An 18,636-nucleotide genomic window follows, 5' to 3' on the forward strand; every position below is an offset into this window, starting at 1 on the left:
CTCCTCGTGTACTGGCCGTACTCGGGAGCCCCGACAACGCAGCGAGGTGCGGTGCCGGGCAGCGCGGGCCCGGCAAGATCCGAAAGAGACGGCCTGGACATCCCGTCAGGCTTCCGGGCCCCGCAGCAGGGTCAGGAAGGCGCGGAAGGCGGCGGGCATGTCCACGGACTCCGGGGCCAGCAGCCACTGGTACTGGAGTCCGTCCATGACCGCCGTCAGGAGCGGGGCCGCCTGCTCCGGAGTGAGACCCGAGGGCAGGCGGTCGCCGAACTCGGCGCGTAGTACCGCCGCCATCTCCGAACGGACCTGGGCGTAGCGCTCGGTGAAGAACTCCCGGGCCGGGTGTCCGTCCGTGACGCTCTCGCCCAGCAGCGCCGAGAAGGTCTGCACGATGCCCGGGCGCATCGCGTTGTAGTCCACCAGCGAGGCCAGCAGGTCCAGGCGCCAGGTGTCCGCCGCGGCGCGCGAGCCGCCGCCCGTGTCCCACCGGTCGCGTTCCTCCAGCACCGCGACGAGCAGCGCCTCCTTGGTCGGGAAGTAGTGCAGCAGCCCCTGCTGGGTCAGGCCCACGCGCTCCGCGACCGTACCCAGGGAGGCTCCCCGGTAGCCGCGCTCCGCGATCACCTCGACGGCCGCGCGGAGGATCTCCCCGCGGCGCTCCTCGCTCCTCGCCCTGGCCATCGCCATGGCACCCCTTCCGTGCGATCCGGTCGGCAGGACCGTAGGAGGACGGTACGACATTCGCATATCACGAAGAGATAACAAACCCTACCGCTCACCAGGCAACGGGTCCACGATGGGGGCACCGCACAGCGCCGCACCGCGCAACCGCACCGCTCTCGACGAGGAGGCACGGCCGTGACCGATGCCGATCAGGTCCGCGATCAGATACGGGACGACGCCGTGGAGGCGGCGCTCGGCAAGCTCGACCTCGACACCAAGACCCTTCTGCTGGCGGGCCAGGACATGTGGTCCCTGCCCGCGATCCCCGCCATCGGGCTGAAGTCCCTGGTCATGTCCGACGGCCCCATCGGGGTGCGCGGCGTGCGCTGGACCGCCGACGACCCCTCCGTAGCCCTGCCCTCCCCGACGTCGCTCGCCGCCGCCTGGGACCCGCAGCTCGCCCGCCGCGCCGGCCGCCTCCTCGCCCAGGAAGCCCGCCGCAAGGGCGTCCACGTCCTGCTGGCGCCCACCGTCAACCTGCACCGCTCCCCGCTCGGCGGCCGGCACTTCGAGTGCTACTCCGAGGACCCGCACCTCACCGGCGCCATCGGCAGCGGCTACGTGAGCGGCGTGCAGGACGGCGGGGTCGGGACCACCGTCAAGCACTTCGTCGGCAACGACGCCGAGACCGACCGCTTCACCGTCGACAGCGCCATCGCCCCCCGCCCGCTGCGCGAGCTCTACCTCGCGCCCTTCGAGGCCATCGTCGCCAATGCCCACCCCTGGGGCATCATGACCGCCTACAACCAGGTCAACGGCACGACGATGACCGAGCACCGGTACCTGGTCAACGAGGTCCTGCGCGGGGAGTGGGGCTTCGACGGCTGCAACGTCTCCGACTGGATGGCCGCCCGCTCCACCGCCGGCGACATCCTGGGCGGCATGGACGTCGCCATGCCCGGCCCGACCACCGTCTACGGACCCGCCCTCGCCGAGGCCGTCCGCGCCGGTGAGGTCCCCGAGTCCGCCGTCGACGACGCCGTGCGCAACGTCCTGCGCCTCGCCGCCCGCGTCGGGGCCCTCGAGGGTGCCCCCGCCGTCGTCGAGACCGCCCCGGCCCCGGTCGACGGGCAGGCCCTGGCCCGTGAGCTCGCCGCCCGCGGGTTCGTCCTCGTGCGCAACGAGGGCGGCGCCCTGCCGCTGGACGCCTCCGCCGGGCGCACCGTCGCCCTCCTCGGGGCCGCCGCGCGCGACGCCCGGGTGCTCGGCGGCGGCAGCGCCACCGTCTTCCCCGAGCGGATCGTCTCCCCGCTCGACGGGCTCGCCGCGGCCCTCCCGGACGGGGCCCTGACCTACGCGGTCGGGGCCGACCCCTCCGAGGAACCCACCCCCGCCGACAAGGGGTTCGAGCTCGTCGCCGTGTGCCGCGACGCCTCCGGGGCCGTCCTCGGCGAGGGCGGCCTGCCCACCGGCCAGGTCCAGTGGATCGGCGACGACCTGCCCGCGGGCGCCACGTACGAGACGATGGCGAGCATCGAGGTCCGCGGCAGGTTCGTGCCGCGCGAGAGCGGTGAGCACGTCTTCGGCACCCGCGGACTCGGCGCCTTCTCCCTCGCGGTCGACGGCCGGCACCTGTGGAGCGGCGTCCAGGAGATGGGCGACGAGGCCGACCCCTTCGAGGCCTTCTTCGGGGCGCCCAGCGAGCGCGCCCGCGTCACCCTCGCCGAGGGCGAGCCCGTCGAGGTGTCGCTGACCTACCAGGTCCCCGACATGACCGCGCTGCCGCTCAAGGCGGTCATGTTCTCCCTGCTCCACCTCGGCCCGCGGCGCGACCCCGACGAGCTGATCGCCGAGGCGGTGGAGGCCGCCCGCGGCGCCGACACCGCCGTCGTGGTCGTCGCCACCACCGAACGCGTCGAGTCCGAGGGCTTCGACCGCGCCGACCTCGCCCTCCCGGGCCGCCAGGACGACCTCGTGCGGGCCGTCGCCGCCGTCAACCCGAACACCGTGGTCGTCGTCAACGCCGGCTCACCTGTGGAGCTCCCGTGGCGCGAGGACGTCGCCGCCGTCCTGCTGACCTGGTTCCCCGGGCAGGAGGGCGGGGCCGCGCTGGCCGACGTACTCCTCGGCGAGGCGGAGCCGGGCGGGCGGCTGCCCACCACCTGGCCCGCCCGGTTCGAGGACGCGCCCGTCACCGAGGTCGTCCCCACCGACGGGCGCCTGGAGTACGGCGAGGGGCTCTTCATCGGCTACCGGGCCTACGAGAAGCACGGCGTGGTCCCCGCCTACCCCTTCGGGCACGGCCTCGGCTACACCGACTGGGCGTACGAGTCCCTGGAGGTCACCGCCGAAGCCGTACGGGTCCGCGTCACCAACACCGGCAGCCGGCCCGGCCGCGAGGTCGTCCAGGTCTACCTGGCACCCGTCGACGACGCGGTCGAGCGCCCGGCGAGCTGGCTGGCCGGCTTCGCGAGCGTCGCCGCCGGCCCCGGCGAGAGCGTCGAGACCGAGATCCCGCTGCCCGCGCGGGCCTTCGAGATCTGGGACGAGGAGGCCCGCGGCTGGCGGCGGATCGGCGGCACCTACGAGGTCCGCGCGAGCCGTGCGCACGGCGACACCCGGCTGACCGCGACGCTCGACATCGAGTGACACGCCGTATGGCCGGAAATCACCCCTGAAAGCCGGTCCGGGGGCGGGCCCTGACACCCGCCCCCGGACCCTGCGCGCGCGAGGACGTCAACGCGGCGGTTCGGCCGACGTCACCTGGCGGTGCGCCAGTTCCGCGAGCCGCGCCTGGCCGTCCTTGCCCGGGTGGAACCAGTCCCAGCGGCTCAACTGCTCCGCCGCGAAGGGGTACCGGAACACCGCGCCGCCGTCGTAGCGGCACAGCGCGTCCTTCCCGCAGACCTCGCGCAGCACCTCGTTGTACTCGACCACCCGCGCCCGCACCTGCTCGCGCCGCGCCGTGGCCCCCGTGGCCAGCGACAGCGGATCGGCGAGCATCGACTGGCAGATGCCCAGCTTCCAGACCTGGCGCACCATCGGGAGGTCCTTGCCCTGCTCCCACAGCCGTTGCAGGTCGGGCACGCTGGAGACGTACACCTGGGAGGCCGGGGACGCGGCCCGCAGCTGCGCGAGGGCCTGCTCGAAACCGGACCGGAACTCCGCTACCGGGGTCATCGACGAAGCCGTGGGCCGGCAGGCGTCGTTCGACCCCACCATCACCGTGACCAGGTCGGGCTTGTGCGCGGCGGCCGCCGTCAGCTGTCCCGGCAGGTCCGCCATCCGCGAGCCGGTGACCGCGTAGTTCCAGCTGCGCCCGGGCACGGCGGCGTCCCCGAGCAGCCGGGCGGCGAGGGAGCGGACGGCCGGGTCGCTGCCGGTGGCCCAGGAGACCTCGGGGCAGTCGGCGAGGACCGAACAGGCGTCGAAACCGCGTGTGATGGAGTCGCCCGCGGCGGCGATGGAGGTGGGCGCGGTGTTCCACCGGGGGGCCGACTGCGCCCCGCGCTCGCCCGGGTCGGCCGACCCGCCCGACTGGCACCCGGTCAGGGCCCCTGCCAGCAGCGCGACCGACGCGCCCGCACCCGCGAGAGCACGGCGCGCGCGGCGGCGGGGAGCGGTGGTGCGCATGGGAAGGACCCCTCCTTGTGGCCCCCACGCCGTACGGGGGGTCCTGCTGAGTGAAAGCTCGGTGTTTGCCGGCCTCGGAGCGACCGTACGTCACACCAGGACCCCTGGCGCACGGTAGCTTTTTCCCGTGGCGTTTCGGCCGCAGGTCCCGTTGCGCAATGTCAAATAATTTCCGTTACATTACATCACGTCACATACTGTCCGTTTTCTGGAGTTTATTCCCGACCTCGTCCACCACTGGAGGTCCCGGTGACGACACGTGGAGTTCTGTACGTGCATTCCGCACCGCGCGCGCTCTGCCCGCACGTGGAATGGGCCGTAGCGGGCGTGCTCGGGGTGCGGGTGAACCTCGACTGGATCCGGCAGCCCGCCTCCCCGGGCACCTGGAGAGCCGAGTTCTCCTGGCGGGCCGAGGCGGGCACCGCCTCGAAACTCGCCTCCGCGCTGCGCGGCTGGCACCTGCTGCGCTTCGAGGTGACCGCGGAGCCCTGTCCGACCGCCGAGGGCGAGCGCTACAGCTCCACGCCGGAGCTCGGCATCTTCCACGCCGTCACCGGCCTGCACGGCGACATCATGATCCCGGAGGACCGGCTGCGCGCCGCGCTGGCCCGGTCCTCGCGCGGCGAGACCGACCTGGAGGCGGAGATCGCCGAGCTGCTCGGCAAGCCCTGGGACGACGAACTGGAGCCCTTCCGCCACGCGGGCGAGGGCGCGCCGGTCCGCTGGCTCCACCAGGTGGTCTGACCGGCGCCACGCCCGGACGGAACGTGAAGGGCCCCGCACGGCGACTGCCGTGCGGGGCCCTTCACGTGGAACGGATCCGTTGGATCCGACGGATCCGTCGGATCAGACGCTGCGGAAGGCGAGCGTCACGTTGTGGCCGCCGAAGCCGAAGGAGTTGTTGATCGCGGAGATCGGACCGTCGGCCGGCAGCTTGCGCGGCTCGTCCCGGACGATGTCCGCGTCGATGTCGTCGTCGAGCGCGTCGACGTTGATCGTCGGCGGGGCCAGGCGGTGGTACAGCGCCAGCACGGTCGCGACGGTCTCGATACCGCCCGCGCCGCCCAGCAGGTGACCGGTCATCGACTTGGTCGCGGAGATCGCGATGTGGTCGAGGTCGTCGCCCAGGACCTTGCGCAGGGCCTTGATCTCGGCCGTGTCACCCTGCGGGGTGGACGTGGCGTGCGCGTTGACGTGGACCAGCTCGGCCGGGTCGAGACCCGTGTTGTCGAGCAGGTTCTGCACCGCGGCGGCGACACCGCGGCCGGTCGGCTCGGGCTGCGCGATGTGGTGGCTGTCCGCGGACAGGCCCTGGCCCAGCACCTCGCAGTAGACCCGGGCACCGCGCTTGGCGGCGTGCTCGGCCGACTCCAGGATGACGACGCCCGCGCCCTCGCCCAGGACGAAGCCGTCACGGGCCTTGTCGTACGGGCGGGAGGCCGTCTCGGGGCTCTCGTTGTTCTTCGACATCGCCATCATGTTGGCGAAGGCGGCGATCGGCAGCGGGTGGATCGCGGCCTCGGTGCCGCCCGCGACGACCACGTCGGCGCGGCCGGTGCGGATCATCTCGACGGCGTAGCCGATGGCCTCGGCGCCGGACGCGCAGGCGCTGACCGGAGTGTGCACGCCCGCCTGGGCGTTGACCTCAAGACCGACGTTGGCCGACGGGCCGTTCGGCATGAGCATGGGGACGGTGTGCGGGGAGACCCGGCGCACACCCTTCTCCTTCAGTACGTCGTACTGGTCGAGCAGGGTGGTGACGCCACCGATGCCGGAGGCGATCACGGTGCCCAGACGGTCGGGCGCGACGGACTCGTCCTCGCCCGCCGGGGCGGTGTAGCCGGCGTCGGCCCACGCCTCGCGGGCCGCGATGACGGCGAACTGCGCCGAGCGGTCCAGCTTGCGGGCCAGCGGCCGGGGCAGGACCTCACTCGGGTCCACGGCGACCGGGGCGGCGATGCGTACCGGGAGTTCGGCGAAGCGCTCGCCCTCCAGGGGCTTGACGCCGGAACGGCCGGCGAGCAGACCTTCCCAGGTCGAAGCGCTGTCGCCACCCAGCGGAGTGGTTGCGCCGATACCGGTGACGACCACGGTGCGATTGGTCGGGCTCACAGGAATTCTTTCTCCACGTCTCAGAGGGTGCTGAATTGTCACGGCGCCACCGCCGGGTGGCGACAAACGCTCGTCAGGCTCAGGCCTGGTGCTTCAGGATGTAGTCCGCGGCGTCGCCGACCGTCTTGAGGTTCTTGACGTCCTCGTCCGGGATCTTGACGTCGAAGCGCTCTTCGGCGGCGACGACGACCTCGACCATGGACAGGGAGTCGACGTCCAGGTCGTCGGTGAAGGACTTGTCGATCTCGACGTCCTCGACCGGGATGCCCGCGATCTCGTTGACGATCTCGGCGAGGCCCTCGACGATCTCCTGCTGCGTGGCGGCCATGTGGCGCTCCTTCTCTGGGTAACTGGGTAGAAAGACCGGGATGTGGATCCCGGCCCTAGGGGAGGGTAACGACCGTCGCGGCGTAGACGAGCCCCGCCCCGAAGCCGATGACGAGCGCGGTGTCGCCGCTCTTCGCCGCTCCGGTCGCCAGGAGCCGCTCCATGGCGAGCGGGATCGAGGCGGCCGAGGTGTTGCCGGTGGTCTCCACGTCACGGGCGACCGTGACGTGGTCCGGCAGCTTCAGAGTCTTCACCATCGAGTCGATGATCCGCATGTTCGCCTGGTGCGGGATGAAGACGTCCAGGTCTTCCGCGGTGATACCGGCGGCGTCGAGCGCCTGCTGGGCCACCTTGGCCATCTCGAAGACGGCCCAGCGGAAGACCGCCTGACCCTCCTGCGTGATGGCCGGAAACTTCTCTCCGGCGTCCTTGCCGAGGTACTCGTCCCACGGCACGGTCTGCTTGATCGTCTCGGACTTGTCGCCCTCCGAACCCCACACGGTGGGGCCGATGGCCGGCTCGTCCGAGGGACCGACGACCACGGCGCCGGCACCGTCGCCGAACAAGAAGGCCGTCGCGCGGTCCTCCAGGTCCGTGAGGTCCGAGAGCCGCTCCACGCCGATGACGAGGACGTACTCCGCGGAACCCTCCACCACCATGCCCTTGGCCAGGGTCAGGCCGTAGCCGAAACCGGCACAGCCCGCGGAGATGTCGAAGGCGGCGGGCTTGACCGCGCCGATCCGGTGCGCGATCTCCGTCGCGACGGCCGGGGTCTGCTTGAAGTGCGAGACCGTGGAGACGATCACCGCACCGATCTGCTCGGGGGCGACACCGGCGTCGGCCAGCGCCTTGCCCGAGGCCTCCACCGACATCGCGGCGACGGTCTCCTGGGGCGAGGCCCAGTGCCGGGTCGCGATGCCGGAGCGGGAGCGGATCCACTCGTCGGAGGAGTCGATGGTCTCGAGGATGACCTCGTTGGGCACCACACGGGTCGGGCGGTAGCCGCCGACGCCGAGGATGCGGGCGTAGGGGGAGCCCTTGGCCGGCTTGATCTTGGACATGCTGTGTGGGCTCCTTCTCTCAGGCCGTCAGTTCGGCGACCAGCGCCGCGGCCTTCTCGAGATCGTCCGGGGTCTTCAGCGCCACGCTCGGTACGCCCTTCAGCGCGCGCTTGGCCAGACCCGTCAGGGTGCCGCCGGGGGACAGCTCGATGATCCCCGTGACGCCCAGCTCGGCGAACGTCTCCATGCACAGGTCCCAGCGGACCGGGTTCGCGACCTGGCCGACCAGGCGGGCGACGACGTCGGCGCCCGTGGTGACGACGAGGCCGTCCTTGTTCGAGACGTACTTCAGGGCCGGGTCCGCCGGGGCGAGGGCCTCGGCGGCCTTCGCCAGCTCGGCGACCGCGGGGGCCATGTGGTGCGTGTGGAAGGCGCCCGCGACCTTGAGGGGAACGACCTTCATGGAACCCTCGGGCTTGTCGGCCTGCAGGGCTTCGATCTGCTCCATCGTGCCGGCGGCCACGATCTGGCCCGCGCCGTTGATGTTGGCCGGGGTCAGGCCGAGCTTCTCCAGGTGCGCGACGACGACGGCGGGTTCCCCGCCGAGGATCGCGGCCATGCCCGTCTCGGTGACGGCGGCGGCCTCCGCCATGCCCAGCCCGCGGGTCCGGACGAACGACAGCGCGTCCTTCTCGGGCAGCACGCCCGCGATGGCGGCGGCGGTGATCTCACCGACGCTGTGGCCGGCGACGGCGCCGAAGACGGAGGTGGAACCCAGCGCGGAGGCCGACAGCAGACCGGCGGCGACCAGCAGGGGCTGGGCGACCGCGGTGTCGCGGATCTCCTCGGCGTCGGCCGTCGTGCCGTAGCGGGCAAGGTCCAGCTTGATGGCGTCGGACCACTCGGCGACGCGGTCGGCGGCGCCGGGGAGTTCGAGCCAGGGAGTCAGGAAGCCGGGCGTCTGAGCGCCTTGGCCGGGAGCGACGAGTACGAGCACCCTCACACTCTCTCTTGTGGATGGTCCCTGCCGCCCGTGGGGACAGGGACCAAGAACCGTCGGGGTAATTGTTGATGTCCCACAAATGGCTAGGACTGGGTGTCGCCGTCGGCCAGACGCCCCAGAATCAGGGCGATCCGCAGCGTGAACGCCGATCGGACATCCGACGGCGACCATCCGGTGACGTCGGTCACACGTCGTAGCCGGTAGCGCACCGTATTGGGGTGCACGAACAGCATCCGAGCCGCCCCTTCGAGGCTGCTCGCCTGCTCCAGATAGACGCTCAACGTCTCCAGCAGTGCCGACCCCGCCTCCTCAAGCGGTCTGTAGATCTCCTCCACCAGCTGTTCCCTCGCAGCCGGATCGGAGGCGATCGCGCGTTCCGGCAGGAGATCATCCGCCAGGACCGGCCGCGGCGCGTCCTGCCACGCCGTACAGGCCTTCAGTCCGGCCGCGGCGGCCTGCGCCGACTTCGTCGCGTTCAGCAGATCGGGCACCACCGGGCCGGCCACCACGGGCCCCGCCGCGAACGGCCCGATCAGGGACTTCGCCACCTGCATCGGGTTGTCGCTGCCGCCCGCGATGACGACCAGACGGTCCCCGAGCACCCCGGTGAGGACCTGCAGCTTGTGGTGGCGGGCCGCCCGCCGGATGGCCTCGACCGTGAGCTCGCTGTCGCCCTCCGGCGCGGTGCCGAGCACCACGCACACGTGCTCCGGGGAGTTCCAGCCCAGCGCCGCCGCCCGCGACAGCGCGCCCTCGTCGGCCTCGCCGGACAGCACCGCGTTGACGACCAGGGACTCCAGCCGGGCGTCCCACGCCCCGCGCGCCTCGGCGGCCTGCGCGTACACCTGGGCGGTCGCGAAGGCGATCTCCCGCGCGTACACCAGCAGCGCCTCGCGCAGGATCGACTCGTCGCCGGGAGCCGCCACCTCCTCGATCGCGGTCTCCATGACCTCGATCGTGGTGCGGACCATCTCGACGGTCTGCCGCAGGGTGATCGCCCGGGTCAGCTCGCGCGGAGCCGTGCCGAAGACGTCGGTGGAGATCGCCTGCGGGGTCTCCGGATGCCGGAACCACTCGGTGAACGCGGCGATACCGGCCTGCGCGACCAGACCGATCCACGAGCGGTTCTCGGGGGGCATCGCCCGGTACCACGGCAGGGTCTCGTCCATGCGCGCGATCGCGTTGGCGGCGAGCCGGCCGGAGGACTTCTCCAGGCGGCGCAGCGTCGCGGCGTGCGGATGGGCCGGAGCGGGATGCGCGGCGTGTGTGGCGGGCGAATGCTCACGTTCGGGTTGGGGCACGGGACAAGACTGCCTTATCGGGAGGGCTGCGCCGAGTCCGGTCCCGTGTCCGGGCCCGGCTCCGCCCCGCGCCGGGGACTACCGTGGCCCTCATGATTGATGTACGCCGCGGCGCCGACCGGTACGAGGGAGGGGACCCGGCGGCCGGGATCACCACCCGGCACGCCTTCTCCTTCGGGTCCTTCTACGACCCGGACAACCTGCGCTTCGGCCCCGTCCTGGCCTGCAACGAGGAGACCCTCGCGGCCGGCGCGGGCTTCGACGAGCACCCGCACAGCCACACCGAGATCGTGACCTGGGTGATCGACGGCGAGCTCACCCACCAGGACAGCACCGGAGAGAAGAGCGTCGTCCGGCCCGGGGACGTGCAGCGGCTCAGCGCCGGATCCGGGGCGCGCCACGTGGAGCGCAACGACGGCGACCGGCCGCTGCGCTTCGTCCAGATGTGGCTCTCGCCGCTCGCCGCGGGCGGCGACCCCTCGTACGAGGTGGTGCGGGGTGTTTCCGACGCCGCGTCCTACGAGGTCCCCGCGGCCGGCGCCACCCTGCACGTGCGGCGTCCCGGCGCGGGAGAGCGGGTCTCCGTACCGGCCGCCGAGCGGGTGTACCTGCACGTGGTGCGCGGGGACCTGCGCCTGGACGGGGCGGAGCTGGGCCCCGGGGACTCGGCGCGGATCACCGCCGAGAAGGGTCTGGAGATCGTCGCCGGATCCCCGGGGGAGCTGCTGATCTGGGAACTTCCCGCTTAGGAGGAACTCCCCGCTCAGGCGGAACCTCCCGCTCAGGCGGAACCTCCCGCTCAGGCGGAACGCAGTTCGGCCAGGACCGCGTCGGTGAACGGGGTCCAGGCCTCGACCGCCCACGGGCCGAAGGGCCGGTCGGTCAGCGCCACGCACGCGGCGCGCGCGTCCGGGTCCACCCACAGGAAGGTGCCGGCTTGGCCGAAGTGGCCGAAGGTGCGCGGGGAGGAGGTCAGGCCCGTCCAGTGCGGGGACTTGCCGTCGCGGATCTCCATGCCGAGGCCCCAGTCGTTGGGGGACTGGCTGCCGTACCCCGGCAGGACGCCCTTGAGCCCGGGGTGGACCACCGAGGTGGCCTCGGCGACCGTGCGGACGTCGAGCAGCCGGGGCGCCTGCAGTTCGGCGGCGAAGCGCAGCAGGTCGGAGACGGTGGAGACGCCGTCCTTGGCGGGCGACCCGTCCAGGGTGGTCGACGCCATGCCCAGGGGCTCGAAGACGGCCTGGTGCACGTACTCCGCGAAGGGGATGCCGGTGGCCTTGGCGATGTGGTCGCCGAGCACCTCGAAACCGGCGTTCGAGTACAGCCGGCGCGTACCGGGAGCGGCCATCGCGCGGTGCTCGTCGAAGGCCAGGCCGCTGGTGTGCGCGAGCAGGTGACGGACCGTCGACCCATCGGGACCGGCCGGCTCGTCCAGCTCGATCGCGCCTTCCTCGTACGCGACGAGGGCGGCGTACGCGGCGAGCGGCTTGGTCACCGACGCCAGGGCGAACCGGTGGTCGACGGGCCCGTGCGAGCCGGCGAGGCTCCCGTCGGCGCGCACGACGGCCGCCGCGGCGGTGTCCACGGGCCAGGTCTCGATGATCCGCAGGCTTTCCATACCGCTCAGGGCCTCCTTGCTGTCCATGCGGCCGAGCCTACTTGCTTGGAGTGCACTCAAGGGTTTTAGCGTGGGGCCATGAGCCAGAGCCACAGCCTGAGCCTGACGCAGACGCGGTACACGATCAGCGAGGTGGAGGCCCGGACCGGTCTGAGCCAGCACACCCTGCGCTGGTACGAGCGGATCGGCCTGATGCCGCACGTGGACCGGTCCCACTCGGGCCAGCGCCGCTTCACCGACAAGGACCTCGACTGGCTGGGCTTCGTGGGCAAGCTGCGCGCCACGGGGATGTCGGTGGCCGACATGGTCCGCTACGCCGAGCTGGTCCGCGAGGGCGAGCACACCGTCGCGGAACGCCGTGAGCTGCTGGAACGGACACGGCGCGAGGTGCGGGCGCGGATCGGGGAGCTGACGGACGCACTGGCCGTACTGGACTACAAGATCGACATGTACGCGATGAAGACGGTCTCGGGGAAGGGACAGCAATGACGGAGTACCGCGACACCCTGGAGCGGGCCGAGCTCGGCAAGGGCGGCCCGGTGGTCGGCGTCCAGGGCCTGGGCTGCATGGGCATCAGCGAGTTCTACGGGGACACCGACGAGGCGGCCGCCCGGGAGACCCTGGAGACGGCGCTGGCCGCCGGGGTCACCCTCTTCGACACGGCGGACGTCTACGGCCGCGGCCGCAACGAGGAGTTCCTGGCCCCGTTCGTGGCCGCGCACCGCGACGAGATCACCCTGGCGACGAAGTTCGCCATAGAGCGCACCGACGACCCCTCCTTCCGGGGCGTCCGCAACGACCGCGCGTACGTCCGCGCAGCCGTCGAGGGCAGCCTGCGCCGGCTCGGCGTGGAGGTCATCGACCTCTACTACATGCACCGGCGCGACCCGGCCGTGCCGTTCGCCGAGTCGGTGGGCGCCATGGCGGAGCTGGTGCGGGAGGGCAAGGTGCGCCACCTCGGGCTGAGCGAGGTCACCGGCGCGGAGCTGCGCGAGGCGCACGCGGTGCACCCGATCGCGGCGCTCCAGTCGGAGTGGTCGCTGTTCAGCCGGGACGTGGAGCGCAGCGCGGTGGCCGCGGCGGCGGAGCTGGGCGTGGCCTTCGTGCCGTACTCCCCGCTCGGCCGGGGCTTCCTGACCGGGGCCTTCGCGGACGCGTCCGCGGAGCTGTCGCAGGACGACTTCCGGCGCCACCAGCCGCGCTTCACCGGCGACAACGCGAAGGCCAACGCGGCGCTGCTGGCACCGGTCCGGGAGATCGCGCGGGAGCGGGGCGCGAGCCCCGCGCAGATCGCCCTCGCCTGGGTGCAGCAGCGTGCGGCCGTGCACGGGCTGACCGTGGTCCCGATCCCGGGCACCCGCCGGGCGGAGCGGCTGCGCGAGAACCTCGCGGCGACCCGGATCACGCTCACGCCGGCGGAGCTCGCCCTGCTGGAGCCGATCGCCGCGCAGGTCGCCGGGGACCGCTACCCGGACATGACCTTCACGTCGGCGGCCCGGGAGGCGTAGCCGCCGCCCGCCCTCAGGGGTGCCGGGTCCGCAGTACTGCGAAGGCACCCCAGAGGGCGAGCGCGGCCAGGACCAGGACGACGGCCGTCTCGATGGACTGGGTCGGCCAGTAGTCCGCGTACGAGTGGTAGTCGACGTACTGCCCGGTCACGTTCAGTCCGGCGGGGCACCCCTCCAGGCTGCCGGAGCGCGTGCAGGCCCATTCGGGCAGGCGCCCGCCGGAGGACGTGATGAGGCCGAAGTCCGTCGTGAAGGCGTCGCGCGGCGGATACGGGTACGGGTTCCCCAGCGGGCCGGTGACGGTCCGGGCGGGCACGAAGGACCAGCGCACCGCGCCGAGCGCCGCCATCACCAGGCCGGTGACGAGCCCGGTGACCGCCATCGCGGCGATCGTGCGCCGCACGAGCTGACCGACGACGGCTCCGACGGCCACGCCCAGCAGGCAGTACGCGGGGAGCACCGTGCCGAGCGTCGCGTAGGGCCCCGGCTCCGCCCACGAGTAGTGGTACGTGGTGGTGAGGGGGGTCCGGGCGAACCGGTGGACCAGTCCGAAGGCGACCGCACAGGCCGTGACGGCCACCGAGGCCACCGTGATCTTCGCGGCGAGCCAGGCCCGGGGCGTCGACGACTGGGTCAGGGCGAGGCGGTAGGTACCGCTCTCCAGCTCGCGGGCGACCATCGGGCCGGCGACGAACGCCCCCACCAGCAGCGGCAGGAGCAGGGCGGCGAGCCCGCCGTACCCCAGCGCATCCCGCAGGGGTCCGTACGGATCGGATCCGTACGGGGTGGTCGCCCCGGTGGCCTGCCAACGTGCCGCGGCGAAGACGGCCAGGCTCACCGCGACGGCGGCGGGCAGCGCCCACAGGACGCGCCGGTGCTGGCGGACGGTGACCCAGCGCGGGCCGGTCAGGGTCGGCGCGTTCATGCCCGCACCGCCTCGGCGCCGGCCGGAGCGAGGGTGAGGGCCGGGGCCCCGGGGGAGCGCAGATGGGCGAGCAGGAGTTCCTCCAGAGACGGTTCGTCGGTCTGCCAGGTGTCCGCGTCCACGGGCCCGTGCGGCCGGGTGAGCGCGGTGAGCAGGCGGCCGGTCGTCCGCGACTCGACGACGGTGTGGGCCGCGAGGCCGGCGGCTGCCGTGGCGGGGCCGGTGAGCAGGCGGTGGGCCGCGACGAGGTCGTCGACGGCGCCGGAGAGGCGCACGCGGCCGCCGTCGACGAGCAGCAGGTGGTCGCAGGCGCCCTCCAGCTCGCTGAGGATGTGCGAGGACATCACCAGGGACGTGCCGTGCTCGGCGGCGTCGGCCATCAGGATGCCCATCAGCCGGTGCCGGGCCAGCGGGTCGAGGTCCGCCATCGGCTCGTCCAGCAGGAGCAGGCGGGGGCGCTTGCCGAGGGCGAGGCCCAGGGCGACCCGGGTGCGCTGGCCGCCCGAGAGGGACCGGATCCGGGCGCGGCCGTCGAGTCCGCCCTCCTCGACGACGCGCGCCGCGGCCTCGGCGTCCCAGCGGCCGGGGTTGAGCTCGCGCCCCATGCGCAGGGTCTCCTCCACGGTCAGCTGCGGGTAGAGGGGCTTGTCCTGGCCCACGTACGCCGTCTCCTCGCGCGGCGGCGCGCTGATGGTGCCCTCGGTGGGCCGGAGCAGTCCCGCCGCGAGGGCCAGCAGGGTCGACTTGCCCGCGCCGTTGGGGCCGACGAGCGCGCAGACCCGGTGGGCGGGCAGTCGGAAGGAGCAGTCGCGCAGGGCCCAGCCGCCGCGCCGTGCGTAGCGCACGCCCAGCCCCGACGCTTCGATCACCGGATCGTCCGTCACGTGTCGTCCCCCTTGAAGTGTTGGTCGAGTACGGAGGTGAAGAGGGCGGCCACGTCCTCGCGTTCCATCCCCGCGGCGCTCGCGCGCCGTGCCCAGTCGGCCAGTTCCTCGCGCAGGGGCGAGTCGGCCGGTGAGCCGCCGAGGGACCTGCGTACGAAGGTGCCCATGCCCCGCCGTCCCTCGACGAGGCCCTCGCGTTCCAGCTCCCGGTAGGCCTTCAGGACCGTGTTCGGGTTGATGGCCGTCGCCTCGACGACCTCGCGCGCGGTGGGCAGCTTGTCGCCCGGTTCCAGCAGTCCCAGGCGGAGGGCCTGTTTCGTCTGGTGGACGATCTGCAGGTAGGTGGCCATGCCGCTGCGCCGGTCGATGCGGTACTCCAGCACGTGCAGCACCCTTTCACTAGTTAAGTAGTGAAAGGGTGCTGCACGTGACGCCACATGTCAACGGGCGCCTCGTTCGGGCGTGTTGGGGACCCGGCCGGTCAGCGGGGCTCGGTGGTGAAACGGTCCCTCAGCGTGGCGTACTCGCCGTCGGTCAGCAGGCCGGCCGAGTAGAGCTCGCTCAGGTGCCGCAGCCTCTCGTCGCCGGAGCGGCCGCGGGCGGCGGCGACCGGGGTGCGGCTGCGCGTGGCGGCGAGGACGGCCGCCGCGAACGGCAGCGACTCGTGCACCGCGCCGTAGCCCACGCCGAAGACGGCCGTCGCGAGGTCATGGTCCGGGCGGGGGTCCGCCGGGGTCTGCCGGGGCTCCCGCAGCAGCAGCCGCAGATGGCCTCCGGTGCCGCCCGGGGAGCGCCACTCGACGCCGGTGAGCTCGGCCAGCGGGTACTGCTGGTCGCCCGCCTTCCATTTCGTGCCGGTGGCGCCGGTGCGCGACCAGTGGAAGGCGACCGAGGAGCCGTCGAAGCCCACGCGCGCGTCGTACGCCTTCAGCTGGAGCGGCGGCTGCGGCACGTCGACCAGGAAGCGCGGGGCCGGCTCGGCGGCGTCGGGTCCGAGCCGTGCGCGCAGGGCGGCCGCGAACGCGGCGGCCGAGGTCGCCCGGTCGCCCGGCAGCACCATCCGGTACGGATCGCAGGCGTCCTTCAGCTGCCCGGCGGCGGCCTCCATCAGCGGATCCGCGCCCGGGCGCGGGACGGCACGCAGAACCACCGTGTCCCGCCTTCCGGCGGTCACGGTCACAGCGGACACCGCTTCCAGGGGAATCCGGCGCGAACCCAGCGCTTGCCACAGTCTCGGCGTTCGCATCCCCCGTGCGAAGCGGATGAGCACCGAGTCCGAGTCGAACTCCCAGACGGCATGGTTTCCGGCCAGTACGTCACCCATGCGCCACATGGTAAAGGGAGCCACCCCCGTGCGTCCCCCTCGAAGCGGTGGCCGATTTCCGCTCCTCTACGCGCGTCAGTCCTGCTCTGTCCCGGAAATTCCCCGTCGGCACGCGTCGTCGCCGGTCGCGCACACAACGGAACCGAACGTGCCGGTTCCGATCTTGGCGAAGTTGGCCATCGAGTCCGTACCTGGCGCGAAGTAGCCGGTGTGGCTCCTGGCCCTGGCCGCGGACAGCAGCCGCGCGCCGAACTCCGGGGACACCGGGTCGGCGCCGTGGCCCACGCCGCCGACCTCCAGGTGCGGCACGTCGGCGATCCAGTCGCCCTCGTCGCGCGTCGCCCAGACCCGCGCCGTGGTGTGCAGGCCCGCGACGTTCTCCGCCCGCATGCCGGGGCTGCCCGCCACCACCACGTCGGTCACCCGCCGGGGCAGCTCGTGCGCGGCGACCCCGCACACCACCGACCCGTAGCTGTGGCAGAACAGCGCCACGCTGGAGTTCCCGGGCAGGGACACCGCCAGGGCCTTCAGCCGGACGGCGCCGTCGAAGGCCATCCGGCCCGTGGCGGCGTCCACGCCGACCCCGGTCGGGGCGGTGTATCCGGCCCAGGCGATCACCGCGGTCCGGCTCTTGGGCGAGGCCGTCCGCTCGGCCTCGTACAGGGCCTCGGCCATGCCGACCGGGGAGGTCAGCCGCCGCTGGGTGCGTTCGAAGGTGAGGAGGTCGGTGTCCACACCGGGAACGATCACCGAGACCCTGTCGGCGCCGTCGAGGTCGCCGAAGACCTCGGCGACCCGGCCGCCGCCGGTGGGGTCGAACGCGAGGATCTGCCGGCCGGGTCCGGCGAGGGAGGCGAAGCGGTGGGAGCGCCGGGTGGCCTCGGCCCGGTCGGCCGGGGTCAGTGCGACGTCGCGGCTGCGGGCCTCCTCGACCAGGCGGGCCTGTTCCAGGCCCTGTTGGTTGGCCCGGTAGCGGGTGGCGACCGGCGTTCCGTCGAGGTTGCCGACGACGAGCGGGTAGCCGTCGGCGAGACGGGCCCGCTGCGCTCCGTCGAGGCCGGCGAAGAAGCGGGCCACCGTCCGTACGGGGGCGTCCGCCGGCGGAACCGGGTGGCCGTCCAGCCGGGCCCTGGACCAGGCGTCGAGGGCGGCCGCGCGCAGCGGCGTACCGGCCTCGGGGCGGTGCACGGCCGTCCAGCCGGTGGTCGCCAGCATGATGAAGACGACCGCCAGCGCGAGCAGGGCGCGCAGGGCGGCCGGGCGCGGGTCGGCGCCTGGAACGGTGGTGTGGGCGAGGCCGGGCAGATTCACTGGGACCAGCGTAGGAGACCGATTCCGGGCGTGGCGCGCCGGGTGACGGGGTTCACGCCCGACCGTGGGACACGGTGAGCGCCCGGCCGGCGGCAGCCGAGTCCCGGGCGAAAGATCCGAAATGCCGTCTTTCGGGGGTGGGTCAGCGCCAGCACCCCGCCAGAGCTGGGCCGATGCCGTCGAGGTAAGTGTCCGTCAGTCGGCGGATCGCCTCCACGCTCGTGTCGTCGCCCCGCCCCCACAGCCGCCCCGTGACCCTCATCACTCCGAAGAACGCGGCGGCGGCCACCCGGGGCCGCGGGTCGACGTCCACGTCCAGGCCCTCGCGGGCGGCGATCAGCCGGGAGATCTGCTCCTCCAGTTCCGCGGAGCGGCGCAGGTGCACCGCCAGCAGGGCCGGGGTGGACTCGATCAGCCGGTAGCCGCGCATGTAGAGGTCGACCGGGACCACCTCGGTGAGGGCGTCGTCGACCGTGTCCCAGGCGGCGAGCACGGCGCCCCGCAGCGCGTCGAGGGGCCCCTCGGCCGGCGGCCGGGCGTGCAGCTCGGCGACGAAGTGCGACTCCACCAGGTCCTGGACGGCGAAGACGACCTCCTCCTTGTTGGCGAAGTAGCGGAAGAAGGTGCGCTGGGAGACCCCCACCGCGGCGGTGATCTCGTCGACGGTGGTGCGCTCGTACCCCCGGGACACGAACAGCACGAGCGCGGCGCGCAGCAGCGCGGCGCGGGTGCGCCGCTTCCTGCGTTCGCGCAGTCCGGCCGCCGGCGCGGCCGGCGCCGTCCGCTCGTCGATCGCCACCGCCGGGCTCCTTCCTGACGCCGGGTGGGCGGTCAGATTACCCGTGCCCGGGGGCCCGGCGGCCGATTGGCCGAGCCGCGCCGAGCCGCTCGCGCAGGGCCGTACGACCGGTCCGGGAGCACACGTTCGGGTCGGCCGCGCGGGGCGGCCGCAGCCGTACCGGGGCGGGCACGAGCGCGCCGCGAAGCCGCCGCCAGCCTGCCGCGACGGCTCCCGGACGGGTCAAC

At 73.0% G+C, this 18,636-nt stretch carries 19 protein-coding genes; 5 read left to right on the forward strand and 14 right to left on the reverse strand.

Going from position 1 to position 18,636, the window contains the following annotated elements; translation table 11 throughout:
• Positions 1 to 105 precede the first annotated feature (105 nt).
• A complete protein-coding gene (locus AB0O53_RS34810; protein ID WP_351000232.1) occupies positions 106 to 681 on the reverse strand; it encodes a TetR/AcrR family transcriptional regulator in 576 nt (191 codons plus the stop codon).
• Between the two features lie 177 nt (positions 682 to 858).
• On the opposite strand from AB0O53_RS34810, the gene AB0O53_RS34815 reads away from it, so the two are divergent.
• The gene (locus tag AB0O53_RS34815) at positions 859 to 3,312 is read left to right on the forward strand and encodes a beta-glucosidase family protein (protein ID WP_351000235.1); all 2,454 of its coding nucleotides are present in this window, start codon (positions 859 to 861) and stop codon (positions 3,310 to 3,312) included.
• A gap of 87 nt (positions 3,313 to 3,399) precedes the next feature.
• Here the strand turns inward: AB0O53_RS34815 and AB0O53_RS34820 are convergent, their stop codons facing one another.
• Positions 3,400 to 4,296 (reverse strand): SGNH/GDSL hydrolase family protein, encoded by an 897-nt coding sequence (locus AB0O53_RS34820; protein ID WP_351000236.1) that lies wholly within the window; start codon positions 4,294 to 4,296, stop codon positions 3,400 to 3,402.
• Positions 4,297 to 4,545: 249 nt separating this feature from the next.
• On the opposite strand from AB0O53_RS34820, the gene AB0O53_RS34825 reads away from it, so the two are divergent.
• Positions 4,546 to 5,040 carry a DUF3145 domain-containing protein gene (locus AB0O53_RS34825; RefSeq protein ID WP_351000238.1) on the forward strand — a complete coding sequence of 165 codons (495 nt, stop codon included), beginning with the start codon at positions 4,546 to 4,548 and terminating at the stop codon, positions 5,038 to 5,040.
• 102 nt (positions 5,041 to 5,142) lie between these two features.
• Here AB0O53_RS34825 and fabF read toward each other — a convergent pair whose 3' ends face one another.
• From fabF to AB0O53_RS34850, 5 genes are all read right to left on the reverse strand, one after another.
• Positions 5,143 to 6,408, reverse strand: a complete 1,266-nt coding sequence (gene fabF, locus AB0O53_RS34830) for a beta-ketoacyl-ACP synthase II (protein ID WP_076043578.1) — start codon at positions 6,406 to 6,408, stop codon at positions 5,143 to 5,145.
• 79 nt (positions 6,409 to 6,487) lie between these two features.
• Positions 6,488 to 6,736, reverse strand: a complete 249-nt coding sequence (locus AB0O53_RS34835) for an acyl carrier protein (RefSeq protein ID WP_030657054.1) — start codon at positions 6,734 to 6,736, stop codon at positions 6,488 to 6,490.
• A 55-nt stretch (positions 6,737 to 6,791) separates the two neighbouring features.
• A complete protein-coding gene (locus tag AB0O53_RS34840) occupies positions 6,792 to 7,796 on the reverse strand; it encodes a ketoacyl-ACP synthase III (RefSeq protein ID WP_351000241.1) in 1,005 nt (334 codons plus the stop codon).
• A gap of 19 nt (positions 7,797 to 7,815) precedes the next feature.
• The gene (locus tag AB0O53_RS34845; protein ID WP_359118845.1) at positions 7,816 to 8,733 is read right to left on the reverse strand and encodes an ACP S-malonyltransferase; all 918 of its coding nucleotides are present in this window, start codon (positions 8,731 to 8,733) and stop codon (positions 7,816 to 7,818) included.
• Between the two features lie 89 nt (positions 8,734 to 8,822).
• Positions 8,823 to 10,040 carry a PucR family transcriptional regulator gene (locus AB0O53_RS34850; RefSeq protein WP_351000247.1) on the reverse strand — a complete coding sequence of 406 codons (1,218 nt, stop codon included), beginning with the start codon at positions 10,038 to 10,040 and terminating at the stop codon, positions 8,823 to 8,825.
• Positions 10,041 to 10,132: 92 nt separating this feature from the next.
• Here AB0O53_RS34850 and AB0O53_RS34855 point away from each other — a divergent pair, with 92 nt between their 5' ends.
• Positions 10,133 to 10,789 carry a pirin family protein gene (locus AB0O53_RS34855; protein WP_351000250.1) on the forward strand — a complete coding sequence of 219 codons (657 nt, stop codon included), beginning with the start codon at positions 10,133 to 10,135 and terminating at the stop codon, positions 10,787 to 10,789.
• 50 nt (positions 10,790 to 10,839) lie between these two features.
• Here AB0O53_RS34855 and AB0O53_RS34860 read toward each other — a convergent pair whose 3' ends face one another.
• Positions 10,840 to 11,658 (reverse strand): serine hydrolase domain-containing protein, encoded by an 819-nt coding sequence (locus tag AB0O53_RS34860; RefSeq protein WP_365201106.1) that lies wholly within the window; start codon positions 11,656 to 11,658, stop codon positions 10,840 to 10,842.
• Positions 11,659 to 11,736: 78 nt separating this feature from the next.
• Here AB0O53_RS34860 and AB0O53_RS34865 point away from each other — a divergent pair, with 78 nt between their 5' ends.
• Both AB0O53_RS34865 and AB0O53_RS34870 read left to right on the forward strand, forming a co-directional pair.
• Complete coding sequence (locus tag AB0O53_RS34865; protein WP_351000252.1) at positions 11,737 to 12,147, forward strand: MerR family transcriptional regulator; 411 nt, start codon at positions 11,737 to 11,739, stop codon at positions 12,145 to 12,147.
• Complete coding sequence (locus tag AB0O53_RS34870) at positions 12,144 to 13,166, forward strand: aldo/keto reductase (protein ID WP_365201059.1); 1,023 nt, start codon at positions 12,144 to 12,146, stop codon at positions 13,164 to 13,166. The genes AB0O53_RS34865 and AB0O53_RS34870 overlap by 4 nt, the downstream gene beginning before the upstream one ends.
• A gap of 13 nt (positions 13,167 to 13,179) precedes the next feature.
• Here the strand turns inward: AB0O53_RS34870 and AB0O53_RS34875 are convergent, their stop codons facing one another.
• The 6 genes from AB0O53_RS34875 to AB0O53_RS34900 form a co-directional block, all read right to left on the reverse strand.
• Positions 13,180 to 14,091 (reverse strand): ABC-2 membrane transporter-related protein, encoded by a 912-nt coding sequence (locus AB0O53_RS34875; RefSeq protein WP_365201062.1) that lies wholly within the window; start codon positions 14,089 to 14,091, stop codon positions 13,180 to 13,182.
• Complete coding sequence (locus tag AB0O53_RS34880; protein ID WP_351000256.1) at positions 14,088 to 14,975, reverse strand: ABC transporter ATP-binding protein; 888 nt, start codon at positions 14,973 to 14,975, stop codon at positions 14,088 to 14,090. The genes AB0O53_RS34875 and AB0O53_RS34880 overlap by 4 nt, the downstream gene beginning before the upstream one ends.
• Positions 14,972 to 15,325 carry a GntR family transcriptional regulator gene (locus tag AB0O53_RS34885; protein WP_351000464.1) on the reverse strand — a complete coding sequence of 118 codons (354 nt, stop codon included), beginning with the start codon at positions 15,323 to 15,325 and terminating at the stop codon, positions 14,972 to 14,974. Before AB0O53_RS34885 ends, AB0O53_RS34880 begins: the two co-directional genes overlap by 4 nt.
• Before the next feature lie 131 nt (positions 15,326 to 15,456).
• Positions 15,457 to 16,299, reverse strand: coding sequence for a DUF4429 domain-containing protein (locus AB0O53_RS34890; RefSeq protein ID WP_403142763.1), 843 nt, complete (start codon positions 16,297 to 16,299; stop codon positions 15,457 to 15,459).
• Between the two features lie 75 nt (positions 16,300 to 16,374).
• On the reverse strand, positions 16,375 to 17,514 hold the full coding sequence (locus AB0O53_RS34895) for an alpha/beta hydrolase (protein ID WP_351000470.1): 1,140 nt from the start codon (positions 17,512 to 17,514) through the stop codon (positions 16,375 to 16,377).
• 238 nt (positions 17,515 to 17,752) lie between these two features.
• Positions 17,753 to 18,409, reverse strand: coding sequence for a TetR family transcriptional regulator (locus AB0O53_RS34900; protein ID WP_351000259.1), 657 nt, complete (start codon positions 18,407 to 18,409; stop codon positions 17,753 to 17,755).
• Between the last annotated feature and the right edge of the window lie 227 nt (positions 18,410 to 18,636).

The sequence above is a fragment of the Streptomyces erythrochromogenes genome (genome assembly GCF_040684695.1).
Taxonomy (GTDB): Bacteria; Actinomycetota; Actinomycetes; order Streptomycetales; family Streptomycetaceae; genus Streptomyces; species Streptomyces erythrochromogenes_C.